Annotated in this window: 25 protein-coding genes; 19 read left to right on the forward strand and 6 right to left on the reverse strand. The window is 69.5% G+C overall.

Annotation, left to right across the window (positions count from 1 at the left end; all coding sequences use genetic code 11):
* Positions 1-9: 9 nt before the first annotated feature.
* The 7 genes from Q673_RS31235 to Q673_RS31265 all read left to right on the forward strand — a co-directional run bounded on the left by Q673_RS31235 (position 10) and on the right by Q673_RS31265 (position 5,358).
* On the forward strand, positions 10-666 hold the full coding sequence (locus Q673_RS31235) for a SurA N-terminal domain-containing protein (RefSeq protein WP_023006685.1): 657 nt from the start codon (positions 10-12) through the stop codon (positions 664-666).
* The gene (gene pdxA, locus Q673_RS31240; RefSeq protein ID WP_023006686.1) at positions 666-1,712 is read left to right on the forward strand and encodes a 4-hydroxythreonine-4-phosphate dehydrogenase PdxA; all 1,047 of its coding nucleotides are present in this window, start codon (positions 666-668) and stop codon (positions 1,710-1,712) included. Before Q673_RS31235 ends, pdxA begins: the two co-directional genes overlap by 1 nt.
* Positions 1,713-1,732: 20 nt before the next feature.
* Positions 1,733-2,545, forward strand: a complete 813-nt coding sequence (gene rsmA / locus Q673_RS31245) for a 16S rRNA (adenine(1518)-N(6)/adenine(1519)-N(6))-dimethyltransferase RsmA (RefSeq protein WP_023006687.1) — start codon at positions 1,733-1,735, stop codon at positions 2,543-2,545.
* On the forward strand, positions 2,542-2,937 hold the full coding sequence (gene apaG, locus Q673_RS31250) for a Co2+/Mg2+ efflux protein ApaG (protein WP_023006688.1): 396 nt from the start codon (positions 2,542-2,544) through the stop codon (positions 2,935-2,937). Before rsmA ends, apaG begins: the two co-directional genes overlap by 4 nt.
* Before the next feature lie 50 nt (positions 2,938-2,987).
* Positions 2,988-3,818, forward strand: a complete 831-nt coding sequence (locus Q673_RS31255) for a symmetrical bis(5'-nucleosyl)-tetraphosphatase (protein WP_023006689.1) — start codon at positions 2,988-2,990, stop codon at positions 3,816-3,818.
* Between the two features lie 80 nt (positions 3,819-3,898).
* Complete coding sequence (glpE, locus tag Q673_RS31260; RefSeq protein WP_023006690.1) at positions 3,899-4,219, forward strand: thiosulfate sulfurtransferase GlpE; 321 nt, start codon at positions 3,899-3,901, stop codon at positions 4,217-4,219.
* Between the two features lie 2 nt (positions 4,220-4,221).
* Positions 4,222-5,358: a CCA tRNA nucleotidyltransferase gene (locus tag Q673_RS31265; RefSeq protein WP_023006691.1), complete on the forward strand. Its 1,137-nt coding sequence runs from the start codon at positions 4,222-4,224 to the stop codon at positions 5,356-5,358.
* A gap of 255 nt (positions 5,359-5,613) precedes the next feature.
* On the opposite strand, the gene folK is transcribed toward Q673_RS31265, so the two are convergent.
* Positions 5,614-6,132 (reverse strand): 2-amino-4-hydroxy-6-hydroxymethyldihydropteridine diphosphokinase, encoded by a 519-nt coding sequence (gene folK, locus Q673_RS31270; RefSeq protein ID WP_031218422.1) that lies wholly within the window; start codon positions 6,130-6,132, stop codon positions 5,614-5,616.
* The gene (gene folB, locus Q673_RS31275; protein ID WP_023006693.1) at positions 6,132-6,497 is read right to left on the reverse strand and encodes a dihydroneopterin aldolase; all 366 of its coding nucleotides are present in this window, start codon (positions 6,495-6,497) and stop codon (positions 6,132-6,134) included. Before folB ends, folK begins: the two co-directional genes overlap by 1 nt.
* 132 nt (positions 6,498-6,629) lie before the next feature.
* Here folB and plsY point away from each other — a divergent pair, with 132 nt between their 5' ends.
* Positions 6,630-7,217 (forward strand): glycerol-3-phosphate 1-O-acyltransferase PlsY, encoded by a 588-nt coding sequence (gene plsY / locus Q673_RS31280; RefSeq protein WP_023006694.1) that lies wholly within the window; start codon positions 6,630-6,632, stop codon positions 7,215-7,217.
* Positions 7,218-7,411: 194 nt separating this feature from the next.
* Here the strand turns inward: plsY and tsaD are convergent, their stop codons facing one another.
* Positions 7,412-8,449, reverse strand: coding sequence for a tRNA (adenosine(37)-N6)-threonylcarbamoyltransferase complex transferase subunit TsaD (gene tsaD / locus Q673_RS31285; RefSeq protein WP_023006695.1), 1,038 nt, complete (start codon positions 8,447-8,449; stop codon positions 7,412-7,414).
* A 258-nt stretch (positions 8,450-8,707) separates the two neighbouring features.
* Between tsaD and rpsU the strand changes: the two genes are divergently transcribed.
* Both rpsU and dnaG read left to right on the forward strand, forming a co-directional pair.
* Entirely contained in the window at positions 8,708-8,923 is a 216-nt protein-coding gene (gene rpsU / locus Q673_RS36070) for a 30S ribosomal protein S21 (protein WP_016416934.1), read from the forward strand.
* 148 nt (positions 8,924-9,071) lie between these two features.
* Positions 9,072-10,919 carry a DNA primase gene (dnaG, locus tag Q673_RS31295; protein WP_023006697.1) on the forward strand — a complete coding sequence of 616 codons (1,848 nt, stop codon included), beginning with the start codon at positions 9,072-9,074 and terminating at the stop codon, positions 10,917-10,919.
* Between the two features lie 21 nt (positions 10,920-10,940).
* On the opposite strand, the gene Q673_RS36585 is transcribed toward dnaG, so the two are convergent.
* Positions 10,941-11,132 (reverse strand): hypothetical protein, encoded by a 192-nt coding sequence (locus tag Q673_RS36585; RefSeq protein ID WP_152527125.1) that lies wholly within the window; start codon positions 11,130-11,132, stop codon positions 10,941-10,943.
* A gap of 25 nt (positions 11,133-11,157) precedes the next feature.
* On the opposite strand from Q673_RS36585, the gene rpoD reads away from it, so the two are divergent.
* Positions 11,158-12,990 carry an RNA polymerase sigma factor RpoD gene (gene rpoD, locus Q673_RS31300; RefSeq protein ID WP_031218427.1) on the forward strand — a complete coding sequence of 611 codons (1,833 nt, stop codon included), beginning with the start codon at positions 11,158-11,160 and terminating at the stop codon, positions 12,988-12,990.
* A 99-nt stretch (positions 12,991-13,089) separates the two neighbouring features.
* Here rpoD and Q673_RS31305 read toward each other — a convergent pair whose 3' ends face one another.
* Positions 13,090-13,740 carry a hypothetical protein gene (locus Q673_RS31305; RefSeq protein WP_023006699.1) on the reverse strand — a complete coding sequence of 217 codons (651 nt, stop codon included), beginning with the start codon at positions 13,738-13,740 and terminating at the stop codon, positions 13,090-13,092.
* A gap of 275 nt (positions 13,741-14,015) precedes the next feature.
* On the opposite strand from Q673_RS31305, the gene Q673_RS31310 reads away from it, so the two are divergent.
* The 5 genes from Q673_RS31310 (at position 14,016) to Q673_RS31330 (ending at position 18,784) form a co-directional block, all read left to right on the forward strand.
* A complete protein-coding gene (locus Q673_RS31310) occupies positions 14,016-14,792 on the forward strand; it encodes an ABC transporter ATP-binding protein (protein WP_023006700.1) in 777 nt (258 codons plus the stop codon).
* Entirely contained in the window at positions 14,789-15,547 is a 759-nt protein-coding gene (locus Q673_RS31315; protein WP_023006701.1) for an ABC transporter ATP-binding protein, read from the forward strand. Before Q673_RS31310 ends, Q673_RS31315 begins: the two co-directional genes overlap by 4 nt.
* Positions 15,548-15,632: 85 nt before the next feature.
* Positions 15,633-16,853, forward strand: coding sequence for an ABC transporter substrate-binding protein (locus Q673_RS31320; RefSeq protein ID WP_023006702.1), 1,221 nt, complete (start codon positions 15,633-15,635; stop codon positions 16,851-16,853).
* 55 nt (positions 16,854-16,908) lie between these two features.
* Positions 16,909-17,796 (forward strand): branched-chain amino acid ABC transporter permease, encoded by an 888-nt coding sequence (locus Q673_RS31325; RefSeq protein WP_023006703.1) that lies wholly within the window; start codon positions 16,909-16,911, stop codon positions 17,794-17,796.
* 4 nt (positions 17,797-17,800) lie between these two features.
* Complete coding sequence (locus Q673_RS31330) at positions 17,801-18,784, forward strand: branched-chain amino acid ABC transporter permease (RefSeq protein ID WP_023006704.1); 984 nt, start codon at positions 17,801-17,803, stop codon at positions 18,782-18,784.
* 7 nt (positions 18,785-18,791) lie between these two features.
* On the opposite strand, the gene Q673_RS31335 is transcribed toward Q673_RS31330, so the two are convergent.
* Positions 18,792-19,736 (reverse strand): LysR family transcriptional regulator, encoded by a 945-nt coding sequence (locus tag Q673_RS31335; RefSeq protein ID WP_023006705.1) that lies wholly within the window; start codon positions 19,734-19,736, stop codon positions 18,792-18,794.
* 125 nt (positions 19,737-19,861) lie between these two features.
* Here Q673_RS31335 and Q673_RS31340 point away from each other — a divergent pair, with 125 nt between their 5' ends.
* The 3 genes from Q673_RS31340 (at position 19,862) to mtgA (ending at position 22,790) form a co-directional block, all read left to right on the forward strand.
* Positions 19,862-20,971: an S-(hydroxymethyl)glutathione dehydrogenase/class III alcohol dehydrogenase gene (locus Q673_RS31340; protein WP_023006706.1), complete on the forward strand. Its 1,110-nt coding sequence runs from the start codon at positions 19,862-19,864 to the stop codon at positions 20,969-20,971.
* 146 nt (positions 20,972-21,117) lie between these two features.
* Entirely contained in the window at positions 21,118-21,975 is an 858-nt protein-coding gene (fghA, locus tag Q673_RS31345; RefSeq protein ID WP_023006707.1) for an S-formylglutathione hydrolase, read from the forward strand.
* A gap of 110 nt (positions 21,976-22,085) precedes the next feature.
* Complete coding sequence (gene mtgA, locus Q673_RS31350; protein WP_023006708.1) at positions 22,086-22,790, forward strand: monofunctional biosynthetic peptidoglycan transglycosylase; 705 nt, start codon at positions 22,086-22,088, stop codon at positions 22,788-22,790.
* Positions 22,791-22,820: the final 30 nt, after the last annotated feature.

The following is a 22,820-nucleotide window of genomic DNA, read 5'->3' on the forward strand; positions in this document are numbered from 1 at the left end:
CCGCACAACATGCGCACCCGCCGCACCCCCCTGCTGGCCACCGGCCTGGCCATGGCCCTGGGCCTCGCCACCCTGCCCGTCGGGGTCCAGGCCCAGGAGTTCCCGTCCACCCAGCGTGAGGCCCTGGATCGCATCGTGGCGGTGGTCAACGAGGGGGCGATCATGCAGAGCCAGCTCGAGGATCGCCTGGCCCAGGTGCGTAGCCAGATGGGCGCCCAGCAGCAGGAGCTGCCGCCCGCCGGGGCCCTGCGCCAGCAGGTGCTGGAGCAGATGATCCTCGAGGAGATCCAGCTGCAGATGGCCGAGGAGGCCGGGCTCACGGTGGATGACACCGAGCTCAACCGGCAGGTGCGGGGCATCGCCGAGCGCAACGGCATGACCCTGGAGCAGTTCGCCGACGCCCTGGAGGCCGACGGCCTGACCCTTGCCAGCGTGCGCGAGGAGATCCGCCGCGAGCTGACCCTGCGCCAGCTGCAGCAGCGCCGCGTGGGCAGCCGGGTCAACCTCTCCGAGCGCGAGGTGGAGCGGGTGATGGAGCAGGAGGGGCTCGGGCGCGAGCAGGCCCAGCAGCGGCTCTTCCAGCGCCGTGCCAACGAGGAGCTCGACGCCTGGCTGCAGGAGATCCGCTCCCAGGCCTTCATCGACAACCGACTCGACGCGCGCTGATGACGGCGCCGGCCCCGGTACTGGCGCTGACCTGCGGCGAGCCGGCCGGCATCGGACCGGAGCTCTCGCTGATGCTGGCCGCCGAAGGGGTGGCCGGAGCCCGGCCGGTGGCCGTGGGCGACCCCGGCCTGCTCGCCGAGCGCGCCGCGGCCCTGGGCCTGGCGGTGGAGCTCGTCGAGCTTTCCCCCGGCGAGGCGGTGCCCGACGCCACTCCCGGCCGGCTGGGGGTGTGGCCGGTGGCCCTGCGCACACCGTCGCGCCCCGGCGTGCTGGCGCGTGCCAACGCCGACCATGTGCTGGAGACCCTGGACGTGGCGATCCGCGCCTGCCGCGAGGGCCATGCCGCCGGCATGGTCACCGCGCCGCTGCACAAGGGGGTGATCATCGAGGCGGGCCATGCCGGCTTCACCGGCCATACCGAGTACCTGCGCGACGCCTGCGGGGTCGAGGAGGTGGTGATGATGCTCGCCACCGATGCCGCCCTGCACGCCGAGCGGCCCGGCTGGGCCGGCGGGCGCTCGCTGCGGGTGGCGCTCGCCACCACCCACCTGCCGCTGCGCCGGGTGGCCGACGCCATCACCGCCGAGGGGCTGACCCGGGTGCTGCGCATCCTCGATGGCGACCTGCGCCGCCGGTTCGGCATCGCCGCGCCGCGCATCGCGGTGTGCGGGCTCAACCCTCACGCCGGCGAGGACGGGCATCTGGGGCGCGAGGAGCTCGAGGTGATCACCCCGACCCTGGCGGCGCTGCGCGCCGAGGGGCTCGCCCTTGACGGGCCGCTCCCCGCGGATACCCTGTTCACCCCGCGCCACCTGGAAGGGGTCGACGCGGTGCTGGCCATGTACCATGACCAGGGCCTGCCGGTGCTCAAGTACGCCGGCTTCGGGCGTGCCGCCAACGTCACCCTGGGGCTGCCGCTGGTGCGCACCTCGGTGGATCACGGCACCGCCCTGGACCTGGCTGGCACCGGCCGCGCCGACCCCGGGAGCCTGCGGGTCGCCGTGGCGCTGGCCGCCGAGATGGCCGGCCGTGGCCCCACCCAATAGTGATAGAAGGACACCCCTGAATGGCATCTCGCCCCCCGGTTCACCGGGCCCGCAAGCGCTTCGGCCAGAACTTCCTGCGCGACCCGGGCGTCATCTCGCGCATCGTGCGGGCCATCGCGCCGCGCCCCGGCGAGCGGATCGTCGAGATCGGCCCCGGCCAGGGGGCGCTCACCGAGCCGCTGCTGGAGGCCGCCGGCGGCCGCCTGGAGGTGATCGAGCTCGACCGTGACCTGATCCCCGGGCTGCGGGTGCAGTTCTTCACCTACCCCGACTTCGTGATCCACGAGGGCGACGCCCTCAAGGTGGACTTCCGCGCCCTGCGCGGCGAGGGCGCGCCGCTCCGGGTGGTGGGCAACCTGCCCTACAACATCTCCACCCCGCTGATCGCCCACCTGCTGGAGGCGGGCGACGCCATCGCCGACATGCACTTCATGCTGCAGAAGGAGGTGGTGGAGCGCCTGGCCGCCGTGCCGGGCGGCGCCGACTGGGGGCGGCTCTCGGTGATGGCCCAGTACCGCTGCCGGGTGGAGTCGCTGTTCGTGGTGCCGCCGGAGGCCTTCGTGCCGCGTCCCAAGGTGGATTCCGCCATCGTGCGCCTCACCCCCCACGCCGCGCTGCCCCACCCGGCCCGCGACGAGGCCCTGCTGGCGGCGGTGGTCAAGCAGGCCTTCGGCCAGCGCCGCAAGACCCTGCGCAACAACCTCAAGGGGCGCATCAGCGCCGAGGCGCTCGAGGCGCTGGGCATCGACCCCGGCCGCCGTCCCCAGACCCTCGACGTGGCCGAGTTCGTGCGCATCGCCAACCACCTGGCGGATGCGGAGGAGGCCTCATGAGCGAGGCGCTGGCGGGCCCCGTCGACGGGGTGAGCGTGGAGGTGGCGCCGGAGTTCCGGCCCGACGAGTCGTCTCCCGCCGAGGGGCGTTACGTGTTCAGCTACACGGTGACGGTGCACAACGCCTCGCGCCACAGCATCCAGCTGATGGCGCGCCACTGGACCATCACCCAGGGCAGCGGCAAGGTGCAGGACGTGCGCGGCAAGGGGGTGGTTGGCCAGCAGCCGGTGATCGGCCCCGGTCAGCGCTTCCGCTACACCAGTCGCGCCATCCTCGACGGCCCGGTGGGGGTGATGCAGGGCGACTACACCTGCGTCGACACCGCCACCCAGCGCCCCTTCGAGGTGCCCATCGCCCCTTTCCGCCTGGCCTGCCCCAACCAGGTCCACTGACCCCGTCCCGACCTTGCCACAAGCGCCGCGCCAGACAACAGGGAGAGCCCATGACCACCTACGCCATCGGCGACCTCCAGGGCTGCCACGCCGAGTTCGTCGAACTGCTCGAGGCCCTCGACTTCGATCCCCGTCGCGACCGGCTGTGGCTGGCCGGCGACCTGGTCAACCGCGGCCCCGGGTCGCTGGATTGCCTGCGCGAGGTCGAGGCGCTGGGCGATGCCGCCCTGACGGTGCTCGGCAACCATGACCTGCACCTGCTGGCGGTGGCCCGGGGCGGGGCCCGGCTCAATCGCAAGGACACCCTGGACGCCATCCTCGACGCCGCCGATCGCGAGCGACTGCTCGACTGGCTGCAGGCGCGCCCGCTCACGGTGCGCGAGACCCTCGCCGGTCGCGACACCCTGATGACCCACGCCGGCCTGCTGCCCTGCTGGTCCCTGGCCCGGGCCGAGGCGCTCGCCGGCGAGGTGGAGGCGGTGCTGGGCGGCGAGGGGGCCGGCGCCTTCCTCGAGCGCATGTACGGCAACGCCCCGGCGCTGTGGCGGGATGACCTCGACGGCATCGACCGCCTGCGTGCCATCGTCAACGTCTTCACCCGCATGCGCTTCATCGACGCCGAGGGGCGGCTGGACTTCGCCGCCAAGGAGGGGCTCGACAGCGCCCCGGCGGGCTACGCTCCCTGGTTCCGTTTCCCCCGCGACGACGATGCCCGGCTGGTCTTTGGCCACTGGGCCGCCCTCCAGGGCAAGACCCCGGGCAGCCGCGTCGACGCCCAGGCCCTGGACACCGGCTGCGTCTGGGGCGGCAGCCTGACCGCCCTCGACCTGGAGAGCGGCGAGCGTATCTCGGTGCCGAGCCATCGGCGCTGGGCCTGCTAGGCTCTCTGGCTGGCGACACCCGACCCATCGATACCCAACCCGTCGGCCATCAACCGACCCGACTCCCTGACGAGGCGCCCATGAACTTCCAGCATCTCGATATCGCCACCCTCGCGGCCTGGCTCGAGGCGGGCGAGGAGCTCGCGCTGGTGGATATCCGCGACCCCCTGAGCTTCGCCCAGGGCCATATTCCCGCCAGCCGCCGGCTCGACAACGACAGCGTTGCCGGCTTCCTCGACGAGACCCCCGCCGAGCGGCCGGTGGTGGTGGTCTGCTACCACGGCCACTCCAGCCAGCAGGCCGCCGCCTGGCTGGCCGGCCAGGGCCTCGCGGCCGTCTACAGCCTCGACGGCGGCTTCACCGAGTGGCAGCTTCGCCATCCCGACCGGGTGGAGGCCTGAGCATGGCCCGTGATCCCGCCGTGGCGGGACTCGCCGTCTACCGGGTGGGGGGCGCCGTACGCGACGCCCGCCTGGGCTGGCCGGTCACCGACACCGACTGGGTGGTGGTGGGGGCGACCCCGGAGGCGCTGCGCCGCCGCGGCTTCAAGCCGGTGGGGCGCGACTTCCCGGTCTTCCTGCACCCCGAGACCCACGAGGAGTACGCCCTGGCGCGCACCGAGCGCAAGGCGGGCCATGGCTACACCGGCTTCGTGGTCCATGCCAGCCCCGAGGTGACCCTGGAGGAGGACCTGGCGCGCCGTGACCTGACCATCAACGCCATGGCCGAGAGCCCGGAGGGAGTGCTGGTGGACCCCTATGGCGGCCTGGCCGACCTGGAGGCGCGGGTGCTGCGCCATGTCTCGCCGGCCTTCGTCGAGGACCCGCTGCGGGTGCTGCGCACCGCGCGCTTCCTGGCCCGCTACGCGGGGCTCGGCTTCACCATCGCCGAGGAGACCCGGGGGCTGATGCGCGAGCTGGTGGCGAGCGGCGAGCTGGGTCACCTGGTGCCCGAGCGGGTGTGGGCAGAGACCGAGCGGGCCCTGGCCGAGCCCTGGCCCGAGGTCTACTTCCAGGCGCTCCACGACTGCGGCGCCCTGGCGGTGCTGATGCCGGCGCTGGCGGCGGATGGCGAGGCGCTGGACGAGGCGCTGGGCCGGCTGCATCGTCTGCCCGAGGAGGGGGAGGGCGAGGCGCTGGCGTGCTGGCGCTGGGCGCGGTTGGTGGAGCACCTCGAGGACGCGGACCGGCGTGAGCTGGCCGAGCGGCTGCGTCAGCCCAAGGCCTTCCTGGCCCTGGCGCGGCAGGTCGCCAGGACCCGCGAGCTGGTGGCCGCGGCGCGCCTGGCGCCCCTCGACGGGGCCCGTATCCTGGCCTGGCTGGATGGCATCGACGCCTGGCGGCGCGGCGAGCGGGTGGCGCCGCTGATCAGCCTGGTGAGCCTGGAGGCCCCCGAACTGGCCGAGGCGCTGGCCGTGGCCTGGCGCCTGGCGGCCCAGGTACTGCCGGCGGCGCTGGTGGCGGAGGGGTTCAAGGGGCGCGAGCTGGGCGAGGAGCTCGCCCGGCGCCGCCGTGAGGCGATCGACGCCGCCCTGGGGTAGAGACAGGCCTGTCGCCGGGAAAGCCTTGAGCGAGCGGTGTTCCCTTGCGATCGCCCTGGGAGACAGGGCTATCGCAGTTACCGAACCAAGGGGCGCTGGGGATAAGCCGAAGAGGAGGTCCGAGGACCAGGGACGGCCGAGGTAGCGTACAGGGAGGTATTTACAGCGCCTCCTCGTAGGCTTATCGCCAGATCAGCCCCGAGCTATCGAGCAGCCAGGCTATCTGCGATAGCCCTGCCCTGGGAGAGGGGTGGGTCAGTCGGGATGCGAGATCTCGCGCCCGGCCCAGGTGAAGGCCACCGGCCACAGGCGCTGCTCGCCGGCGTCGAAGGCGCGCCACAGGTCGGCGTAGGTCTCGCCGCTCGCGGGGTGGCGCGCCGTGGGCAGCAGCTCGGCCAGCGGCTGGAGCACGAAGGCGTGCCGGGTGATCTCGTCGCGGGGCAGCATGACCCCGTCGTGCTCGCCGGTGAGCTCGCCCACGGTGAGCAGGTCGACGTCCAGGGTGCGGGGGCTGAACTTGGGGCTGTCGGCACGGCGGCCGTTGGCGAACTCCAGGCGCTTGCACCAGGCCTGCAGCTCGCCCACCGAGGCCTCGCTGTCGAAGGCCGCCACCAGGTTATAGAAGTTGCGCCCATCCTCGAAGCCCACCGGCTCACTCTCGAACACCCGGGAGACCACGAGGCCCTGGAAGTCCGCCGCCAGGGCGTCCAGGCAGACGCGCACATGGCGCTCGCGCTCGATGTTGCTGCCGATGCTTACCGTGACCCGCGCCATCATGTCGTCTCCGGCCGCTGGCCGCGTTCGATCCGTACCCCCACCGCGGCGGCGGCCGCCACGGCGCCGGGCTTGCGCACGCTCAGCCGCAGCCAGGGAATGCCGAACTCGTCGCGCAGTGTCTCGGCCAGGTGCTCGGCGAAGGTCTCCACCAGGGCGAAGGCGTGCGCGGCGGCGAAGGCCTGAATGCGCTCGCTGATGGCGGCGTAGTCCAGCGTCAGGGCGATATCGTCGTCGGCCGCCGCCGGGCGGATGTCGGTGGCCAGCGCCAGGTCGAGCACCAGGCGCTGGGTGATGGTGCGCTCCCAGTCGTAGACCCCGATGACGGTGTCGACGGCGAGGGACTCGATCAGCACTAGGTCCATGGCGGCTTCCGGGCGGGTCAGGGAATGGGGCGGGATTGTACGCGAGCCGCGCCGCGCCGAACACCTTGGCGGCTGGGCAGCCCGGGGAGGGGCTGTCAGAATGGCCGGGTTCCTGACGCAGGAGGGTCGGCCGTGGAGGCACCACTGATCACGCTGCTGCCGCTGGCGCTGCTGGGCTACCTCAGCGGCAGCTGGCTCGGCGCGCTCACCGTCTGCCGGCTGGCTGGCGTCGGCGACCCCCGCCTGGACGGCTCCTTCAACCCGGGGTTCTCCAACGTGCTGCGCCTCCACGGGCGGCGCCTGGCGCTGGCCACCCTGCTGGTGGATGCCGCCAAAGGCATGCCGGTGCTGCTGCTGGCGATCCTGCTGGGAATGCCCCCCTGGGCCCAGGGCCTGGTGGGGCTGGCGGTCCTGCTGGGCCACAGCTACCCGCTCTGGCACCGCTTCCGGGGTGGCAAGGCGGTGGCCAGCGCCTTCGGGGTGATGCTGGTGCTGACGCCGGGGGTGGCGCTGGTATGCGCCGCACTCTGGTCGCTGCTGGTCTGGCGGGTGCGCACCGCCGCGGTGGCCTCGCTGGCCAGCGCCGCCATGGCGCCGCTGGCCAGCCTGTGGCTGGCGCCGGACTTCGTGATCGTGGTGATCGCCTTCACCCTGTTGGTGCTGGGGCGCCATGTGCTCAATATCCAGCGCCTGGGCCGCGGCGACGAGCCACACCTCTAAGCTGGAAGCGCGTCGCTGCGTTCCTGGAAGCTTACGGCTGCCGCAGGGTATCCATCGGCCAGCGCGGTACCGCCTGCATGACGCCGGTCGCGTCACGCTCGCCGACCAGCAGGCGTTGGGCGCCGTCACATGACACGCTCGCCGGCCAGCAGGCGTTGGGCGCCGTCACATGAAGAGCGCGATCATGGCGCCGTTCAGCTTCCGGCAGGAGGTGTCAGGGTATCCATCGGCCAGCGCGGTACCGCCTGCATGACGCCGGTCGCGTCGCGCTCGCCGGCCAGCAGGCGTTGGGCGCCCACATAGGCGATCATGGCGCCGTTGTCGGTGCAGAAGCGTCCGCGCGGGTAGTAGGCCCGGGCGTCGCGCCTGGCGCACTCGTGCTCCAGCCGCTCGCGCAGGCGGGTGTTGGCGCTGACCCCGCCGGCCACCACCAGCCGCTTGAGGCCGGTCTGGTCCAGGGCGCGGCGGCACTTGATCACCAGGGTATCCACCACCGCCTCCTCGAAGGCGCGGGCCACGTCGGCGCGGGCCTGGTCGTCCAGGGCGCCTTCGGCCTCCAGGGTGCGGATGGCGGTGAGGGTGTGGGTCTTGAGGCCCGAGAAGCTGAAGTCCAGCCCCGGGCGGTCGGTCATCGGCCGCGGGAAGCGCAGCCGCCCGGGGTCGCCATGCTCGGCCAGGCGTGCCACCTGGGGGCCGCCGGGGTAGTCGAGGCCGAGCATCTTGGCCGCCTTGTCGAAGGCCTCGCCGGCGGCGTCGTCCACCGACTCGCCAAGCAGGGTGTAGCGCCCGAGGCCGCGGACCTCCACCAGCTGGGTATGGCCGCCGGAGACCAGCAGGGCCACGAAGGGGAAGGCGGGGCGGTCCTCCTCCAGCATCGGGGCCAGCAGGTGGCCCTCCATATGGTGGACGCCGAGCACCGGGATCCCCAGGGCGCGAGCCATGCCGTGGGCGGTGGCGGCGCCCACCATCAGCGCCCCCACCAGGCCGGGGCCGGCGGTGTAGGCGATGGCGTCCAGCCCGCTTCGGTCCAGGCCCGCCTCGTCGAGCACCTGCTGGATCAGCGGCAGCAGGCGGCGGGTATGGTCGCGGGAGGCGAGTTCCGGCACCACGCCGCCGTACTCGGCGTGCATGGCGACCTGGCTGTAGAGGGCGTCGGCCACGAGGCCGCGCTCGGTGTCGAAGAGGGCGACGCCGGTCTCGTCGCAGGAGGTCTCGATGCCCAGTACGCGCATGGTTCGGCTCGGTGGTGAAATCGGGCCGCCATTCTACCCGCCATGGGCGCGGAAAGCATTTGCAAAGGCCCGGTGCGGGGTCTAGACTGTCGTGCGCTGCAAGACTGGGTCGTGCACCCAGGGGCGGCATTCCGCGACCGATTGCCTCGTTTTCCGGCGCGCCACGGCGTTCCGGACGTTATTTCGTCGCGAAACGTGCCACCCGCAGGGGTGTGCGTACTAACCGAACTCTAGTTACCTAAGGTAGGTGAGTGCTTAATGCCTTCTGTCAAAGTACGTGATAACGAGCCGTTTGACGTCGCACTGCGTCGCTTCAAGCGTTCCTGCGAAAAAGCCGGTGTTCTCTCCGAGGTGCGTCGTCGCGAGCACTACGAGAAGCCGACCGCGGAGCGCAAGCGCAAGGCGGCCGCTGCCGTCAAGCGTCACGCCAAGAAGCTCCAGCGTGAGCGCAAGCGTTTCGAACGGCTCTATTGATCCGTACTGGAGACGCCGGGCCCTAGGCCCGTCGATCTCAGGAGGACGCCAAGCGGCCGCCATCCGGTGGCCGCTTGTTTTTTCGGGGTGGCCGCCGACGCCGCCACCCGCTGTGATCGCAGCGCCGATGCCGAGGTGATCCCGCTTCATGGCCGGACAGATTCCCCAGCGCTTCATCGATGACCTGCTGGCCCGCGTCGACGTGGTCGAGGTGGTGGGCGAGCGGGTCAAGCTGAAGAAGGCCGGGCGCAACTATTCGGGCCTGTGCCCCTTCCACCAGGAGAAGAGCCCCTCGTTCACCGTCAGCGCCGACAAGCAGTTCTATCACTGCTTCGGCTGCGGCGCCCACGGCAACGCCCTGCGCTTCCTGATGGAGTACGACAAGCTGCGCTTCCCCGAGGCGGTGGAGCAGCTGGCCGGGCGCCTGGGGCTCGAGGTGCCCCGGGAGGGGGCCGATGATCCGCGCGCCCAGGCCCGCGAGCGCAAGCGCAAGGCGGGGGTCAATCTGCTGGAGCTCTCCGCCAGCTTCTTCCGCGAGCGGCTGAAGATGCCCGAGGCGCAGGGGGCGCGCGCCTACCTGGAGGGGCGCGGCCTGGCGCCGGAGGTGATCGACACCTTCGGCATCGGCTACGCCCCGGCGGGGTGGGAGCACCTCAAGCGCCACCTCGGCGAGCGCGGCATCGGCGAGGCGGTGCAGGTGGAGTACGGCCTGCTGGTGCAGCGCGAGGAGAGCGGGCGTACCTACGACCGCTTCCGCGACCGGGTGATGTTCCCGATCCGCGACATCAAGGGGCGCACCATCGGCTTCGGCGGGCGGGTGCTGGGCGATGCCAAGCCCAAGTACCTCAACTCCCCCGAGACCCCGGTGTTCCACAAGGGGCGCGAGCTCTACGGCCTCTTTGAAGCCCGCCAGGCGGACCATCGCCTGGAGCGGGTGGTGATCGTCGAGGGCTACATGGACGTGGTGGCCCTGGCCCAGTTCGGCATCCGCAACGCGGTGGCCACCCTGGGCACCGCCACCACGGACGAGCACCTGTCGCGGCTGTTCCGCCTGGTCAATGAGGTGGTGTTCTGCTTCGACGGCGATCGCGCCGGTCGCCAGGCCGCCCAGCGGGCGCTGGAGACGGTGCTGCCGCTGATGATCGACGGCCGCCAGGCACGCTTCCTGTTCCTGCCCGAGGGGGAGGACCCGGACACCCTGGTGCGTCGCGAGGGCGCCGAGGCCTTCCAGGATCGCATCACCTGCGCCAGCCCGCTGTCGGAGTTCCTCTTCGACCAGGCGGCGGCGGGGCGCGACCTGGCGCGGCTCGAGGAGCGCGAGCGCTACGCCAGCCAGGTGCTCAAGGCGATCGGCCGGCTGCCCGAGGGGGTGCTGCGCTCGCTGATGCTCAGCGAGCTGTCGCGGCGCACCGGCGTGGAGGCGGCCAACTTCTCGGCGCTGCTGGCGAAGGCTGAGGGCGCCCCTGCGACGGGCGCGCCCTCGGGCGCCGGCCCGCAAAGCCGGGAGGCCGGCAGGCCGCCCGAGCCGCCGCCGGGCCCCGGCGAGGCCCCGGAAGCGGCAACAGGCCGCGCCGGGGCGCTCAGCCTTGCGGCGCGGGCCCTGCAGCTGCTGGTGCACGAGCCGGCGCTGGTCGAGGGGCTGCCCGCGGATGATGACTGGTGTCCGGAAGAGGATCCGGACGGGGCCCTGTGCCGCGAGGTGATCCGCCTGCTGCGCGCCGGGGGGTACCGCAGCCCCCAGGTGCTGCTGGCGCACTTCCACGGCACCCCGGAGGGGGAGCGCCTGGCGGCGCTGGCGCGGCGTGAGTTGCTGATCCCGCGGACGGCGCGGCGTGCCGAGCTGGAGGGGCTGGTGGGGCACTTCCGGCGTCATCGCCGCCGGCGCTCGCCCCAGGAGGAAATCGACGCGCTGCTGGCCAGGGAGAGGGCGGGGGAACGGCTGTCGCGGGAAGAGAAGCAGCGCCTGATGGCACTGATCACCGAACTGCACCGCTGACCGGGAGGTCAAAACGACAGTTCACATTGGCGCCGAGGTTGATTTCGCTCCTACCATCCCCACATAGGGATGAGCGCTCGGCACCGGCGTAACCTGACAACCTAACACACCTGAATGACCGCGCAAATAGATCGAACTGGCAGAAAGGTGCTTTCTGCCGCTATACTGTTCGGCTTCACGAGTTTTCTCCACCCAGCGCTTCAGGTGCTTCATTCTTCTTCGTCGAGATAGGGTTTCTATGGCTGGAAATGCGCAGCAGCAGTCGCGTCTGAAGGAGTTGATCGCGCGCGGCAAGGAACAGGGCTTCCTGACCTATGCCGAGGTCAACGACCATCTGCCCGAGGATATCGCCGACCCGGATCAGGTGGAAGACATCATCGGCATGATCAACGACATGGGCATCAGCGTCGTCGAGGAAGCCCCCGATGAAGACACCCTGATGATGTCGGATCACTCCACCGACGAGTCGGCGGCCGAGGAGGCCGTGGCGGCGCTGGCCGCCGTGGAGAGCGACGTCGGCCGTACCACCGACCCGGTGCGCATGTACATGCGCGAGATGGGCACGGTCGAGCTGCTGACCCGCGAGGGCGAGATCGAGATCGCCAAGCGCATCGAGGAGGGCACCCGCGAGGTGATGTCGGCGCTGGCCTACCTGCCCGGTGCGGTGGACTCCATCCTCGATGCCTACGACGCCACCCAGGACGAGGAGGCCCCCGGCCGCCTCTCCGACCTCTTCTCCGGCTTCATCGACCCCGACGAGGGCATCCCCGGCGTGGCCGAGGCGGAGGCGCCCGAGGAGGAGCCCCAGGCATCGGAGGATGACGACGAGGATGGCGAGGCCGAGGAGGAGAGCAGCGGCGGTCCCGATCCCGAGGAGGCGCGGGCGCGCTTCGAGCAGATTCGCGAGCAGAATGCCGCCGCCAAGGCCGCCATCGAGGCTCACGGCCGGCATGCCAAGCCCGCCCAGGAGGAGCTCGCGCGCCTGGCCGAGCTGTTCTCGCCGATCAAGCTGGTGCCCAAGCACTTCGAGCGCCTGGTGAACCAGGTGCGCATCAGCGTCGAGCAGGTGCGCGCCCAGGAGAAGGCGGTGATGCAGCTGTGCGTCAAGAAGGCGCGTGTCCCGCGCAAGACCTTCATCAAGGCCTTCCCGGGGCATGAGTCCGATCCCGAGTGGCTCGACGCCTTCGCCGCGGAGCACCCCAAGTACGCCGACCGCCTGGCACCGCTGCGCGCCGACATCCAGCGCGCCCAGCGCAAGATCGCCTTCGAGGAGGAGATGATTCGTCTGCCGGTGCAGGAGATCAAGGAGGTCAACCGCCGCCTCTCTATCGGCGAGGCCAAGGCGCGCCGCGCCAAGAAGGAGATGGTCGAGGCCAACCTGCGCCTGGTGATCTCCATCGCCAAGAAGTACACCAACCGCGGGCTGCAGTTCCTGGACCTGATCCAGGAGGGCAACATCGGCCTGATGAAGGCGGTGGACAAGTTCGAGTATCGCCGCGGCTACAAGTTCTCCACCTACGCCACCTGGTGGATTCGCCAGGCGATCACCCGCTCCATCGCCGACCAGGCGCGCACCATCCGTATTCCGGTGCACATGATCGAGACGATCAACAAGCTCAACCGGGTCTCCCGGCAGATGCTCCAGGAGATGGGCCGCGAGCCCACCCCCGAGGAGCTGGGCGAGCGTCTCGAGATGCCGGAAGACAAGGTGCGCAAGGTGCTCAAGATCGCCAAGGAGCCGATCTCCATGGAGACCCCCATCGGTGACGACGACGACTCGCACCTGGGCGACTTCATCGAGGACAGCACCATGATCCTGCCTATCGACTCCGCCACCGGCGAGGGGCTGATCGAGGCCACCCGCAACGTGCTCGGTGGTCTCACCGCGCGCGAGGCCAAGGTGCTGCGCATGCGCTTCGGCATCGACATGAACACCGATCATACCCTTGAGGAGGTCGGCAAGCAGTTCGACGTCACCCGCGAGCGGATTCGCCAGATCGAGGCCAAGGCGCTGCGCAAGCTGCGCCATCCCAGCCGCTCCGAGCCGCTGCGCTCTTTCCTCGACGAGTAGGGCGCGACGCGCCGGTCCCGGCCGGCGCTCGTCCCATCAAGAAGCCCCCGCAGGCCAGGCCTGCGGGGGCTTCTTCGTTGCTGACGGCCGTGCCGGGAGTCAGCCCGCCCGGCGGGCCAGGGCCCAGCGGCGCGCCAGCAGCAGCAGCTCGATCACCGCGATCAGCAGCAGGGCATAGCCGAACAGCTCCACCACCTCCTCGGCGGCGTTCTTGAAGTCGCGCAGGTAGTGCTCCTGCAGGATGGCGCGCCACATGTCCTGGCGCCCGTAGAGCCGCGAGAAGACGTAGGTGGTGAGGAAGCCCGCGGCGAACAGCCCGAAGGAGAAGCTGTTGGCGTAGGCGGCAAACTCGGCCACGAAGCGCCGTCGCCGGCGGATCACCACGGCCAGGATCGGCAGCAGCGTCAGGCTGACCAGCAGCTGCCAGGCACCGTCGAAGACCCGGGCATCGAGCAGCGCATCCTGCTCGCGGATCAGCGAGGCAAACAGGAAACCGAACATCAGCAGGGCGACGAGGCGCAGCTGGCGTAGCCCGAGCATCACGTAGAGCAGCAGGGCGGAAGCGGTGGCCAGTAGGCCGGTCTGGGCCAGCTCGGTGAAGCCGCGTTCGGAGAAACGCGCATCGGGGAAGTGCAGGGCCTCGAGGTAGACGCCCTGGGCCAGGGCGCCCACCAGCAGGATATAGAGTGTGGCGCGCAGGCAGGTGGCCCCGAAGCCGATCGGCCAGGAGGCGGGAGGCGGAGGTGACATGGTGCTGGGTCCGGCTTGACGTGTAAGCGCATCATTTTACCGGGCTTTGTGCGCCGCGGCGAACCCGGATGGCGACTTGTTTGCAAGCTATTGATATTTCGGGGTCTACACCATTAGTCGAGTTTGCACCTTGGGCCTATTGCCCCGCCGCGGGCTCTTCTCTAGCTTACGTTAACGTAAAGTGCTGGCGCGATGCCGGCGCCGTCCGAAGCGGATGGCACAACAACGACAACAAGCACCACGGCGGGTCCCACGGGGCCCCGAGAGGACGATCCATGACCCAGGCGTTCATACTGGAGACTCGCGGGTTGACCAAGGAGTTTCGCGGCTTCACCGCCGTGGACGACGTCAACCTGCAGGTTCAGGAGGGGCATATCCATGCCCTGATCGGCCCCAACGGGGCCGGCAAGACCACCGTCTTCAACCTGCTCACCAAGTTCCTGCCGCCGACCCGCGGCGAGATCCTCTATCGCGGCAAGCCCATCACGCGCATGAAGGCCAACGAGATCGCGCGCCTGGGCCTGGTGCGCTCCTTCCAGATCTCCGCGGTGTTCGGTCACATGACCGCGCTGGAGAACGTGCGGGTGGCCCTGCAGCGCAAGCTGGGCACCTCCTTCCACTTCTGGAAGCCCGAGAGCAGCCTCGATCACCTCAATGCGCGCGCCCTGGAGCTGCTCGACCAGGTGGGCCTCGCCGAGTACGCCGACGTGCTCACCGTGGAGATGCCCTACGGCCGCAAGCGCGCCCTGGAGGTGGCCACCACCCTGGCGCTCGAGCCCACGGTGATGCTGCTCGACGAGCCGACCCAGGGCATGGGCGCCGAGGACGTCGACCGCATCGTCGAGCTGATCCGCCGCGTCTCGAAGGGGCGCACCGTGCTGATGGTGGAGCACAACCTGAGCGTGGTCAGCCGGCTGTGCGACCGCATCACCGTGCTGGCGCGCGGCAGCGTGCTGGCCGAGGGCGACTACCAGGCCGTGTCGAAGAATCCCCAGGTGCGCGAGGCCTACATGGGCAGCGACGCCGCCGCGGAAGAGGAGGCCAGCGCATGAGCCAGGCAGCCGAGGCCCTGCGCGAGACCCGCGCGGCCACTCCCCAGCATGATGGTGTCGAGATGCTGCGGGTCAGCGACCTGCACGCCTTCTACGGCGAGTCGCACATCCTGCATGGCGTCGACTTCGACGTGAAGCGAGGCGAGCTGGTGACCCTGCTCGGCCGCAACGGCGCCGGGCGCAGCACCACCCTCAAGGCGATCATGAACATGGTCGGCCGGCGCACCGGCTCGATCATGATCAACGGCAACGAGACCCTCGGCATGAAGCCCCATCGCATCCCGCGGCTGGGCATCGGCTACTGCCCCGAGGAGCGCGGCATCTTCTCGAGCCTCGACGTCGAGGAGAACCTGCTGCTGCCGCCCACGGTGCGCTCCGACGGCATGAGCCTCGACGAGATCTACGCCATGTTCCCCAACCTCTACGAGCGCCGCCGCAGCCAGGGCACCCGGCTCTCCGGCGGCGAGCAGCAGATGCTGGCCATGGCGCGCATCCTGCGCACCGGGGCGCGACTGCTGCTGCTCGACGAGATCACCGAGGGCCTCGCCCCGGTCATCGTCCAGGCGCTCGGCGAGGTGTTGGTCAAGCTCAAGGAGCGTGGCATGACCATCGTGCTGGTGGAGCAGAACTTCCGCTTCGCCGCACCGCTGGCCGACCGTCACTTCGTGATGGAGCACGGTCGCATCATCGAGGAGATCACGGCCGCCGAGTTGCCCTCGCGGCGCGACCACCTCAACGCCCTGCTGGGGGTGTGACGGCGCGCCCGTCGCCCGGCAGTTTCACCACCGCCAACCGTATCGACAACAACAAACCGCCCCTCTGTGGGCCACGGAGTCAACCATGAGCTTCCATCGCAAGTCACTCGCCACCGGTATCGCCCTGGCCACCGCCACCTTGATGGCCAGCGGCGCCCAGGCCCAGATGAGCGACGATGCCGTGCGCATCGGCTACCTCGCCGACATGTCCGGCACCTACCGTGACCTCGCCGGTCCCGGCGGCCTCGCGGCCCTGGAGATGGCCATCGAGGACTTCGGCGGCGAGGTCAACGGCGCCCCCATCGAGGTGTTCAGCGCCGATGACCGCAACAGCGCCGACGTGGGTGCCAACACCGTGCGCGAGTGGTTCGACACCCGCAACGTCGACCTGGTCGCCGGCCTGGTGGCCTCCTCGGTCTCCATCGCTGCCACCAAGGTGATCGAGGAAAACGATGGCCTGGGGATTGTCTCCGGCTCTGCCGCCTCCAGCGTGACCAACGAGCACTGCACCCCCAACCATATCCACTGGGTCTATGACACCTACCCGCTGGCCAACGGCACCGCCAAGGCGGTGGTCGAGCAGGGCGGCGACACCTGGTTCATGCTCACCGCCGACTACGCCTTCGGCCATGCCCTCGAGGGGGACGTGACCAAGGTGGTGGAGGAGAACGGTGGGGAGATCGTCGGCGGCGTGCGCCATCCCTTCCCGACCAGCGACTTCTCCTCCTACATCCTCCAGGCCCAGGGCTCCGGGGCCAAGATCGTCGGCCTGGCCAACGCCGGCGCCGACACCGTCAATGCCATCACCACCGCCAGCCAGTTCGGCCTGACCCAGTCCGGCCAGCAGCTCGCCGGCCTGCTGATCTTCCTCAACGACGTCCACTCCATGGGCCTCGAGGCCACCCAGAACCTGCTGCTCACCACCGGCTGGTACTGGGACATGGACGACCAGGCGCGCGAGTGGGCCGATCGCTACTTCGAGCGTGTCGGCACGCGGCCGACCATGGTCCAGGCGGGCATCTACTCCAGCACCATGCACTACCTGGAGACCGTGGCCGAGGCCGGCACCGACGACCCCGAGACCATCCGCGCGGCCATGGCCGAGCGCCCGGTGGAGGACTTCTTCTCGCGCAACGGCCGCATCCGCGAGGATGGCCGCATGGTCCACGACATGTACCTGGCACGGGTGAAGACCCCGGAGGAGTCCACCGGCGAGTGGGACGTCTACGAAATCCTCGCCACCATCCCCGCCGAGGAGGCCTACCGCCCGCTTTCCGAGAGCCAGTGTGACCTGGTCAACAACTGAGCGGATGCGGCATGGCGGCGGCTTCGGCCGCCGCCCCTGACGGGAGGTCCATGACATGACGATGATTTTCGGGGTGCCGTTGATGGTGTTCATGGGCCAGCTGATGCTGGGCCTGATCAACGGTGCCTTCTATGCCCTGCTCAGCCTGGGGCTGGCGGTGATCTTCGGCCTGCTGAAGATCGTCAACTTCGCCCACGGTGCGCAGTACATGCTGGGTGCCTTCGCCGCCCTGCTGGGGCTGCAGTACCTGGGCATCAACTACTGGGTGGCACTGCTGCTGGTGCCGCTGGTGGTGGGCGGCCTGGGGGCGCTGATCGAGCGCTTCATCCTGCGTCGCATCGCCCACCTCGACCATCTCTACGGGCTGCTGCTCACCTTCGGCCTGGCGCTGATCTTCGAGGGCTCTCTGATCAACTTCTTCGGCGTCTCGGGCTCCAGCTACCCGACGCCGGCCGCCCTCGAGGGTGGCCACAACCTGGGCTTCATGTTCCTGCCCACCTATCGCGCCTGGGTGCTGGTGGCGGCTCTCGGCGTCTGCCTGGCCACCTGGTTCATCATCGAGCGCACCCGGCTCGGCGCCTACCTGCGCGCCGGCACCGAGAACCCGGCGCTGATGCAGGCCTTCGGTGTCAACGTGCCCCAGCTGATCACCCTGACCTACGGCTTCGGGGTGGCGCTCGCCGCCTTCGCCGGGGTGCTGGCCGCGCCGCTCTATCCGGTGTCGCCGACCATGGGCTCGAGCCTGCTGATCGTGGTCTTTGCCGTGGTGGTGATCGGCGGCATGGGCTCGATCCTCGGCGCCATCCTCACCGGCCTTGGCATGGGCCTGATCGAGGGCCTGACCAAGGTGTACTACCCCGAGGCCGCCAACACCGTGATCTTCCTGGTGATGGTGGTGGTCCTGATGCTGCGTCCCGCGGGACTCTTCGGCAAGGAGGCATGACGCCATGTCGGCAACCCAGACCCTGACCCCGGCCATGCAGCGCCGCCGCCAGGCCAAGCTGCGCCGCAACACCCTCTACCTGGTGTTGATCTCCATCGGCCTGGCCGCCCCCTTCGTGGCCTACCCGGTGTTCCTGATGAAGGTGCTGTGCTTCGCGCTGTTCGCCTGCGCCTTCAACCTGCTGCTCGGCTTCGCCGGCCTGCTCTCCTTCGGGCACGCCGCCTTCCTGGCCACCGGCGGCTACTTCACCGGCATCATGCTGGCCAGCTACCCCGGGCTCACCCCCGAGCTCGGCATCCTGATCGGCACCTTCGCCGCCGTGGTGCTGGGCACCCTGTTCGGCGCCCTGGCGATCCGCCGCCAGGGGATCTACTTCGCCATGGTAACCCTGGCGCTGGCGCAGATGATGTTCTTCTTCTTCGTCCAGGCGCCCTTCACCGGCGGCGAGGATGGCCTGCACGGGGTGCCGCGCGGGTCGCTGTTCGGCCTCATCGACCTGAACAGCAACCTCAACATGTACTACTTCGTGTTCGCGGTGTTCCTGATCGGCTTCGCCATCATCCACCGTACCGTGCACTCGCCCTACGGCCAGGTGCTCAAGGCGATTCGCGAGAACGAGCCGCGGGCGGTGTCGCTGGGCTACAACGTCGACGCCTACAAGCTGCTGGCCTTCGTGCTCTCCGCCGGCTTGGCCGGCCTGGCGGGCGCCACCAAGACGGTGGTGTTCCAGCTCGCCTCGCTCACCGATGCCCACTGGCACATGTCCGGCGAGGTGATCCTGATGACCCTGCTGGGCGGCGTGGGCACCCTGTTTGGTCCGCTGGTAGGGGCCGGGCTGGTGGTCAGCCTGCAGACCCAGCTGGCGCAGTCGCCCCTGGGCAACTGGGTGAGCGTGATCCTCGGCGCCATCTTCGTGATCTGCGTGCTGAGCTTCCGCAGCGGCATCGTCGGCGAGATCCAGAAGATCGTGAAGAAGAACTTCAAGTAGCAGGACGTCACGTAAGGCGCGTCGCGCCATCGTCCAGCGAGGCGCCCTGCGGGGCGCCTCGTCGTTGCTGGCCGGGAAGGCGCTCCGGCAGGCGCGCCACCAGGTAGTCCAGGAAACGGTGCAGCTTGGGGGAGCGCTGGCGGTGGCGAGGGAAGACCGCCCACACCGCGGTATCGGCGTGGCGGTAGGCATCGAGCACCGAGACCAGGGCGCCGCTGGCCAGGTGCTCCTCGACGTAGTAGTCCGGCAGCTGGGCCAGCCCCAGTCCCTTGAGGGCCGCATCCAGCAGCGCCGGCCCCGAGTTGGCGCGCCAGCCGCCCTCCACGCGCACCTCGCGGCGCACGCCATCCACCGCGAAGCGCCACTGGTCACGACTGCCGATCAGGCAGCGGTGGCGGGGGAGCTCGGCCAGGGCATGGGGTTGGGAGATATGTTCGAAGTAGGCCGGGGCGCCGACCACATACTCGCGGCGCTCGCACAGTCGCCTGGCCACCAGGCTGGAGTCCTCCAGGCGGCCCATGCGGATCGCCACATCAAACCCCTCGTCGATGATATCCACCTGGCGGTTGGTGAAGTGCATGCGGACCTCCAGCTGAGGGTGTTCGAGCAGGAAGTCGTTGACCAGCGGGGCGAGAAAGCGCTCGCCGAAGGTGGTGGCGGAGGTGAGGGAGAGGCGCCCCTGGGGGCGGTCCTGGAGGTCATCGATCGCTGCCTCGGCCTCGCGAAAGCCGTCGAACAGATGGCGGCAGTGGCGGTAGTAGAGCGCCCCGGCGTCGGTCAGGTTGATCTGGCGCGTGGTGCGATAGAGCAGGGCGGTGCCCAGTTGTTGCTCGAGCTGGCTGACCAGCCGGCTGACGTGGGAGTTGGAGACCGAAAGCTCCCGCGCGGCCGCCGCAAAGGTGCCCAGCCGCACCACCTCGACGAAGGCTTCGATACGATCCCAGCGCTGCATGGACTCTCCTGAAGAATGCAAGATTATTGCTGTATGGCAATAATGTAATGCCTTTGGTGCAGTTTATACCGGTCCGGATTGTAGCCTAGACTGTATCTAAACTTTCCCAAGCGAGGAGAACGAATATGAAATCACGCGCCGCAGTCGCCCTGGAAGCGGGCAAGCCCCTGGAGCTGGTCGAGATCGACGTCGAGGGCCCCAAGGCCGGCGAGGTGCTGGTCAAGATGGCCGCCACCAGCGTCTGCCATACCGATGCCTACACCCTCTCCGGTGCCGATCCGGAAGGCAACTTCCCGGCGGTGCTGGGCCATGAGGGGGCCGGCGTCGTCCAGGAGGTGGGCGAGGGCGTCACCAGCGTGCGCCCCGGCGATCACGTCATCCCGCTCTATACCGCCGAGTGTGGCCAGTGCAAGTTCTGCCTCTCCGGCAAGACCAACCTGTGCGGCGCCGTGCGCGCCACCCAGGGCAAGGGCCTGATGCCCGACGGCACCAGCCGCTTCTCGCTGGACGGCAAGATGCTGCACCACTACATGGGCACCTCCACCTTCAGTGAGTACACCGTGGTTCCCGAGGTGTCCCTGGCGGTGGTCTCCAAGCAGGCGCCGCTGGACAAGATCTGCCTGCTGGGCTGTGGCGTGACCACCGGTATCGGTGCGGTAATGAATACCGCCAAGGTCGAGCCGGGCTCCACCGTGGCCGTCTTTGGTCTCGGTGCCATCGGTCTGGCGGTGATCCAGGGTGCCCAGATGGCCAAGGCCAGCCGCATCATCGCCATCGACGTCAACCCGGAGAAGTTCAAGCTCGCCGAGCAGTTCGGCGCCACCGACTTCGTCAATCCCAAGGAGTACAGCGACCCCATCCAGCAGGTCATCGTCGACCTGACCGATGGCGGCGTCGACTACTCCTTCGAGTGCATCGGCAACGTGAACGTCATGCGTCAGGCGCTGGAGTGCTGTCACAAGGGCTGGGGCGAGTCGATCATCATCGGTGTTGCCGGTGCCGGCGAGGAGATCAGCACCCGTCCGTTCCAGCTGGTGACCGGCCGGGTCTGGAAGGGCTCCGCCTTCGGCGGCGTGAAGGGCCGTACGGAGCTGCCGGGCTACGTGGAGCAGTACATGAACGGCGAGATCAATATCGACGACTTCATCACCCACGACATGCCGTTCGAAAAGATCAACGAGGCCTTCGAGCTGCTGCACAAGGGCGAGAGCATTCGTACCGTGCTGCACTATTGATCGATACGCGCTCGATGCTGCGCGTGATTGATTGGTACGCGCCCGTTACCGCGCGTGGTGATTGATAGGCGTCCGATGCTGAGGCATCGGGCGCCACTTTGTCGATCGGCGGCCGGAAGTTCCCGGCCGACAAGGAGAGTGAATTCATGACCATGACCGAGAACCTCGAACTGGTATCGGCCAACAAGAGCTTCGGCGGCTGGCACAAGCGCTACCGCCATCGCTCCCGGGCGCTGGATTGCGAGATGATCTTCGCCATCTACCTGCCGCCCCAGGCCGAGACCGAGCGGGTGCCACTGCTGTGGTGGCTCTCCGGGCTCACCTGCACCGACGAGAACTTCATGCAGAAGGCCGGCGCCCAGCGACTCGCCGCGGAACTCGGCATCGCCATCGTCTGCCCCGACACCAGCCCGCGCGGCACCGACCTGCCGGGTGAGCATGACAGCTACGACTTCGGCTCCGGCGCCGGCTTCTACGTCAACGCCACCCGGGAACCCTGGAAGCGCCACTACCGGATGTACGACTACGTCACCGAGGAGCTGCCCTCGGTGGTGCGCCAGCACTTCCCGGTCAACGGCCGCGAGTCGATCAGCGGTCATTCCATGGGCGGCCACGGCGCCCTGGTGATGGCGCTGCGCCGTCCGGGCCACTACCGCTCGGTGTCGGCCTTCGCGCCCATCGTCAATCCCACCGAGTGCCCCTGGGGGCAGAAGGCCTTCTCCGGCTACCTGGGCGAGGATCGCGGCAAGTGGACCCAGTACGACGCCTGCGAGCTGGTGGCCCGCGGCGCCTCCCGCCAGCCGCTGTTCATCGATCAGGGCGAGGCCGACGACTTCCTCGAAGAGCAGCTGCGCCCTGAGCGCCTCGAGGCGGTGTGCGCCGAGCATGACCATCCGCTGACCCTGCGCCGCCAGCCCGGCTACGACCACAGCTATTACTTCATCGCCAGCTTCATCGAGGACCACCTGCGCTACCACGCCGAGCGGCTGCACAGGAAGCGCTGAGCCCGGCGCCTCCCCCCGTTGCCTCCCGGGCCCTATACTGGCCGCAGGCTAACGCGGGCCCGGGATCAGGGCCCACCACGCGGGGAGAGACGCATGCGGCGAGGTCGGCGATGATCGCCAGGTGGAGACGACGGCTGTGGGGCTGGCTGTGGCGGGCGGCACTGGGCTTCTTGGCGCTCTCGGTGCTGCTGGTGCTGCTGTTCCGCCAGGCGCCGGTGTTCGGCTCCATGGTGATGGTGGAGCGCCAGGTGCACGCCTGGGTGGCCCGGGAGCCCCTCGACATCCAGCACCGCTGGCGGCCCTGGGACGAGCTCTCCGACCACGCCAAGCTGGCGGTGATCGCCGCCGAGGACCAGCGCTTCCTGGAGCACCATGGCTTCGATCTGGTGGAGATCCGCCGCGCCTGGCAGGCGAGCCGCAACGGGGGCCGCCTGCGCGGTGCCAGCACCCTCAGCCAGCAGACCGCCAAGAACCTCTTCCTGTGGACCGGGCGCAGCTGGGTTCGCAAGGGCCTGGAGGCCTGGTTCACCCTGCTGATCGAGGCGCTGTGGCCCAAGCAGCGCATCCTCGAGGTCTACCTCAACATCGCCGAGTGGGACAGCGGCGTGTTCGGCCTGGAGGCCGCGGCCCAGCACTACTTCGGCGTCTCGGCGGACCGGCTGAGTGCGGCCCAGGCCAGCCGCCTGGCGGCGATCCTGCCCGACCCGCGGGGGCGTGATGCGGCGCGGCCCAGCGCCGCGGTGGCCGAGCGCAGCGCCTGGATCCGTCGGCAGATGAACAACCTGGGCGGCGTCGCCTACCTCGAGCGCTTCTAGGCCCGCCCTCATGACCAAAAAGCGCGACAT

Origin of the sequence: Halomonas sp. PBN3 (genome assembly GCF_000475415.1) — a bacterium.
GTDB classification, from domain to species: domain Bacteria; phylum Pseudomonadota; class Gammaproteobacteria; order Pseudomonadales; family Halomonadaceae; genus Halomonas; species Halomonas shengliensis.

Bases quoted from the DNA above. Each gene is read 5' to 3' on its own strand.
- tsaD (WP_023006695.1), bottom strand. From the start codon at position 8,449: ATGCGCGTACTGGGCATCGAGACCTCCTGCGACGAGACCGGCGTCGCC.
- Q673_RS31320 (WP_023006702.1), top strand. From the start codon at position 15,633: ATGAGCTTCCATCGCAAGTCACTCGCCACCGGTATCGCCCTGGCCACC.
- rpoD (WP_031218427.1), top strand. From the start codon at position 11,158: ATGGCTGGAAATGCGCAGCAGCAGTCGCGTCTGAAGGAGTTGATCGCG.
- apaG (WP_023006688.1), top strand. From the start codon at position 2,542: ATGAGCGAGGCGCTGGCGGGCCCCGTCGACGGGGTGAGCGTGGAGGTG.
- fghA (WP_023006707.1), top strand. From the start codon at position 21,118: ATGACCATGACCGAGAACCTCGAACTGGTATCGGCCAACAAGAGCTTC.
- rsmA (WP_023006687.1), top strand. From the start codon at position 1,733: ATGGCATCTCGCCCCCCGGTTCACCGGGCCCGCAAGCGCTTCGGCCAG.
- Q673_RS31235 (WP_023006685.1), top strand. From the start codon at position 10: ATGCGCACCCGCCGCACCCCCCTGCTGGCCACCGGCCTGGCCATGGCC.
- dnaG (WP_023006697.1), top strand. From the start codon at position 9,072: ATGGCCGGACAGATTCCCCAGCGCTTCATCGATGACCTGCTGGCCCGC.
- Q673_RS31310 (WP_023006700.1), top strand. From the start codon at position 14,016: ATGACCCAGGCGTTCATACTGGAGACTCGCGGGTTGACCAAGGAGTTT.
- Q673_RS36585 (WP_152527125.1), bottom strand. From the start codon at position 11,132: ATGAAGCACCTGAAGCGCTGGGTGGAGAAAACTCGTGAAGCCGAACAG.
- folB (WP_023006693.1), bottom strand. From the start codon at position 6,497: ATGGACCTAGTGCTGATCGAGTCCCTCGCCGTCGACACCGTCATCGGG.
- Q673_RS31305 (WP_023006699.1), bottom strand. From the start codon at position 13,740: ATGTCACCTCCGCCTCCCGCCTCCTGGCCGATCGGCTTCGGGGCCACC.
- Q673_RS31255 (WP_023006689.1), top strand. From the start codon at position 2,988: ATGACCACCTACGCCATCGGCGACCTCCAGGGCTGCCACGCCGAGTTC.
- Q673_RS31325 (WP_023006703.1), top strand. From the start codon at position 16,909: ATGACGATGATTTTCGGGGTGCCGTTGATGGTGTTCATGGGCCAGCTG.
- pdxA (WP_023006686.1), top strand. From the start codon at position 666: ATGACGGCGCCGGCCCCGGTACTGGCGCTGACCTGCGGCGAGCCGGCC.
- Q673_RS31330 (WP_023006704.1), top strand. From the start codon at position 17,801: ATGTCGGCAACCCAGACCCTGACCCCGGCCATGCAGCGCCGCCGCCAG.
- Q673_RS31315 (WP_023006701.1), top strand. From the start codon at position 14,789: ATGAGCCAGGCAGCCGAGGCCCTGCGCGAGACCCGCGCGGCCACTCCC.
- Q673_RS31335 (WP_023006705.1), bottom strand. From the start codon at position 19,736: ATGCAGCGCTGGGATCGTATCGAAGCCTTCGTCGAGGTGGTGCGGCTG.
- glpE (WP_023006690.1), top strand. From the start codon at position 3,899: ATGAACTTCCAGCATCTCGATATCGCCACCCTCGCGGCCTGGCTCGAG.
- mtgA (WP_023006708.1), top strand. From the start codon at position 22,086: ATGATCGCCAGGTGGAGACGACGGCTGTGGGGCTGGCTGTGGCGGGCG.
- folK (WP_031218422.1), bottom strand. From the start codon at position 6,132: ATGGCGCGGGTCACGGTAAGCATCGGCAGCAACATCGAGCGCGAGCGC.
- Q673_RS31265 (WP_023006691.1), top strand. From the start codon at position 4,222: ATGGCCCGTGATCCCGCCGTGGCGGGACTCGCCGTCTACCGGGTGGGG.
- Q673_RS31340 (WP_023006706.1), top strand. From the start codon at position 19,862: ATGAAATCACGCGCCGCAGTCGCCCTGGAAGCGGGCAAGCCCCTGGAG.
- rpsU (WP_016416934.1), top strand. From the start codon at position 8,708: ATGCCTTCTGTCAAAGTACGTGATAACGAGCCGTTTGACGTCGCACTG.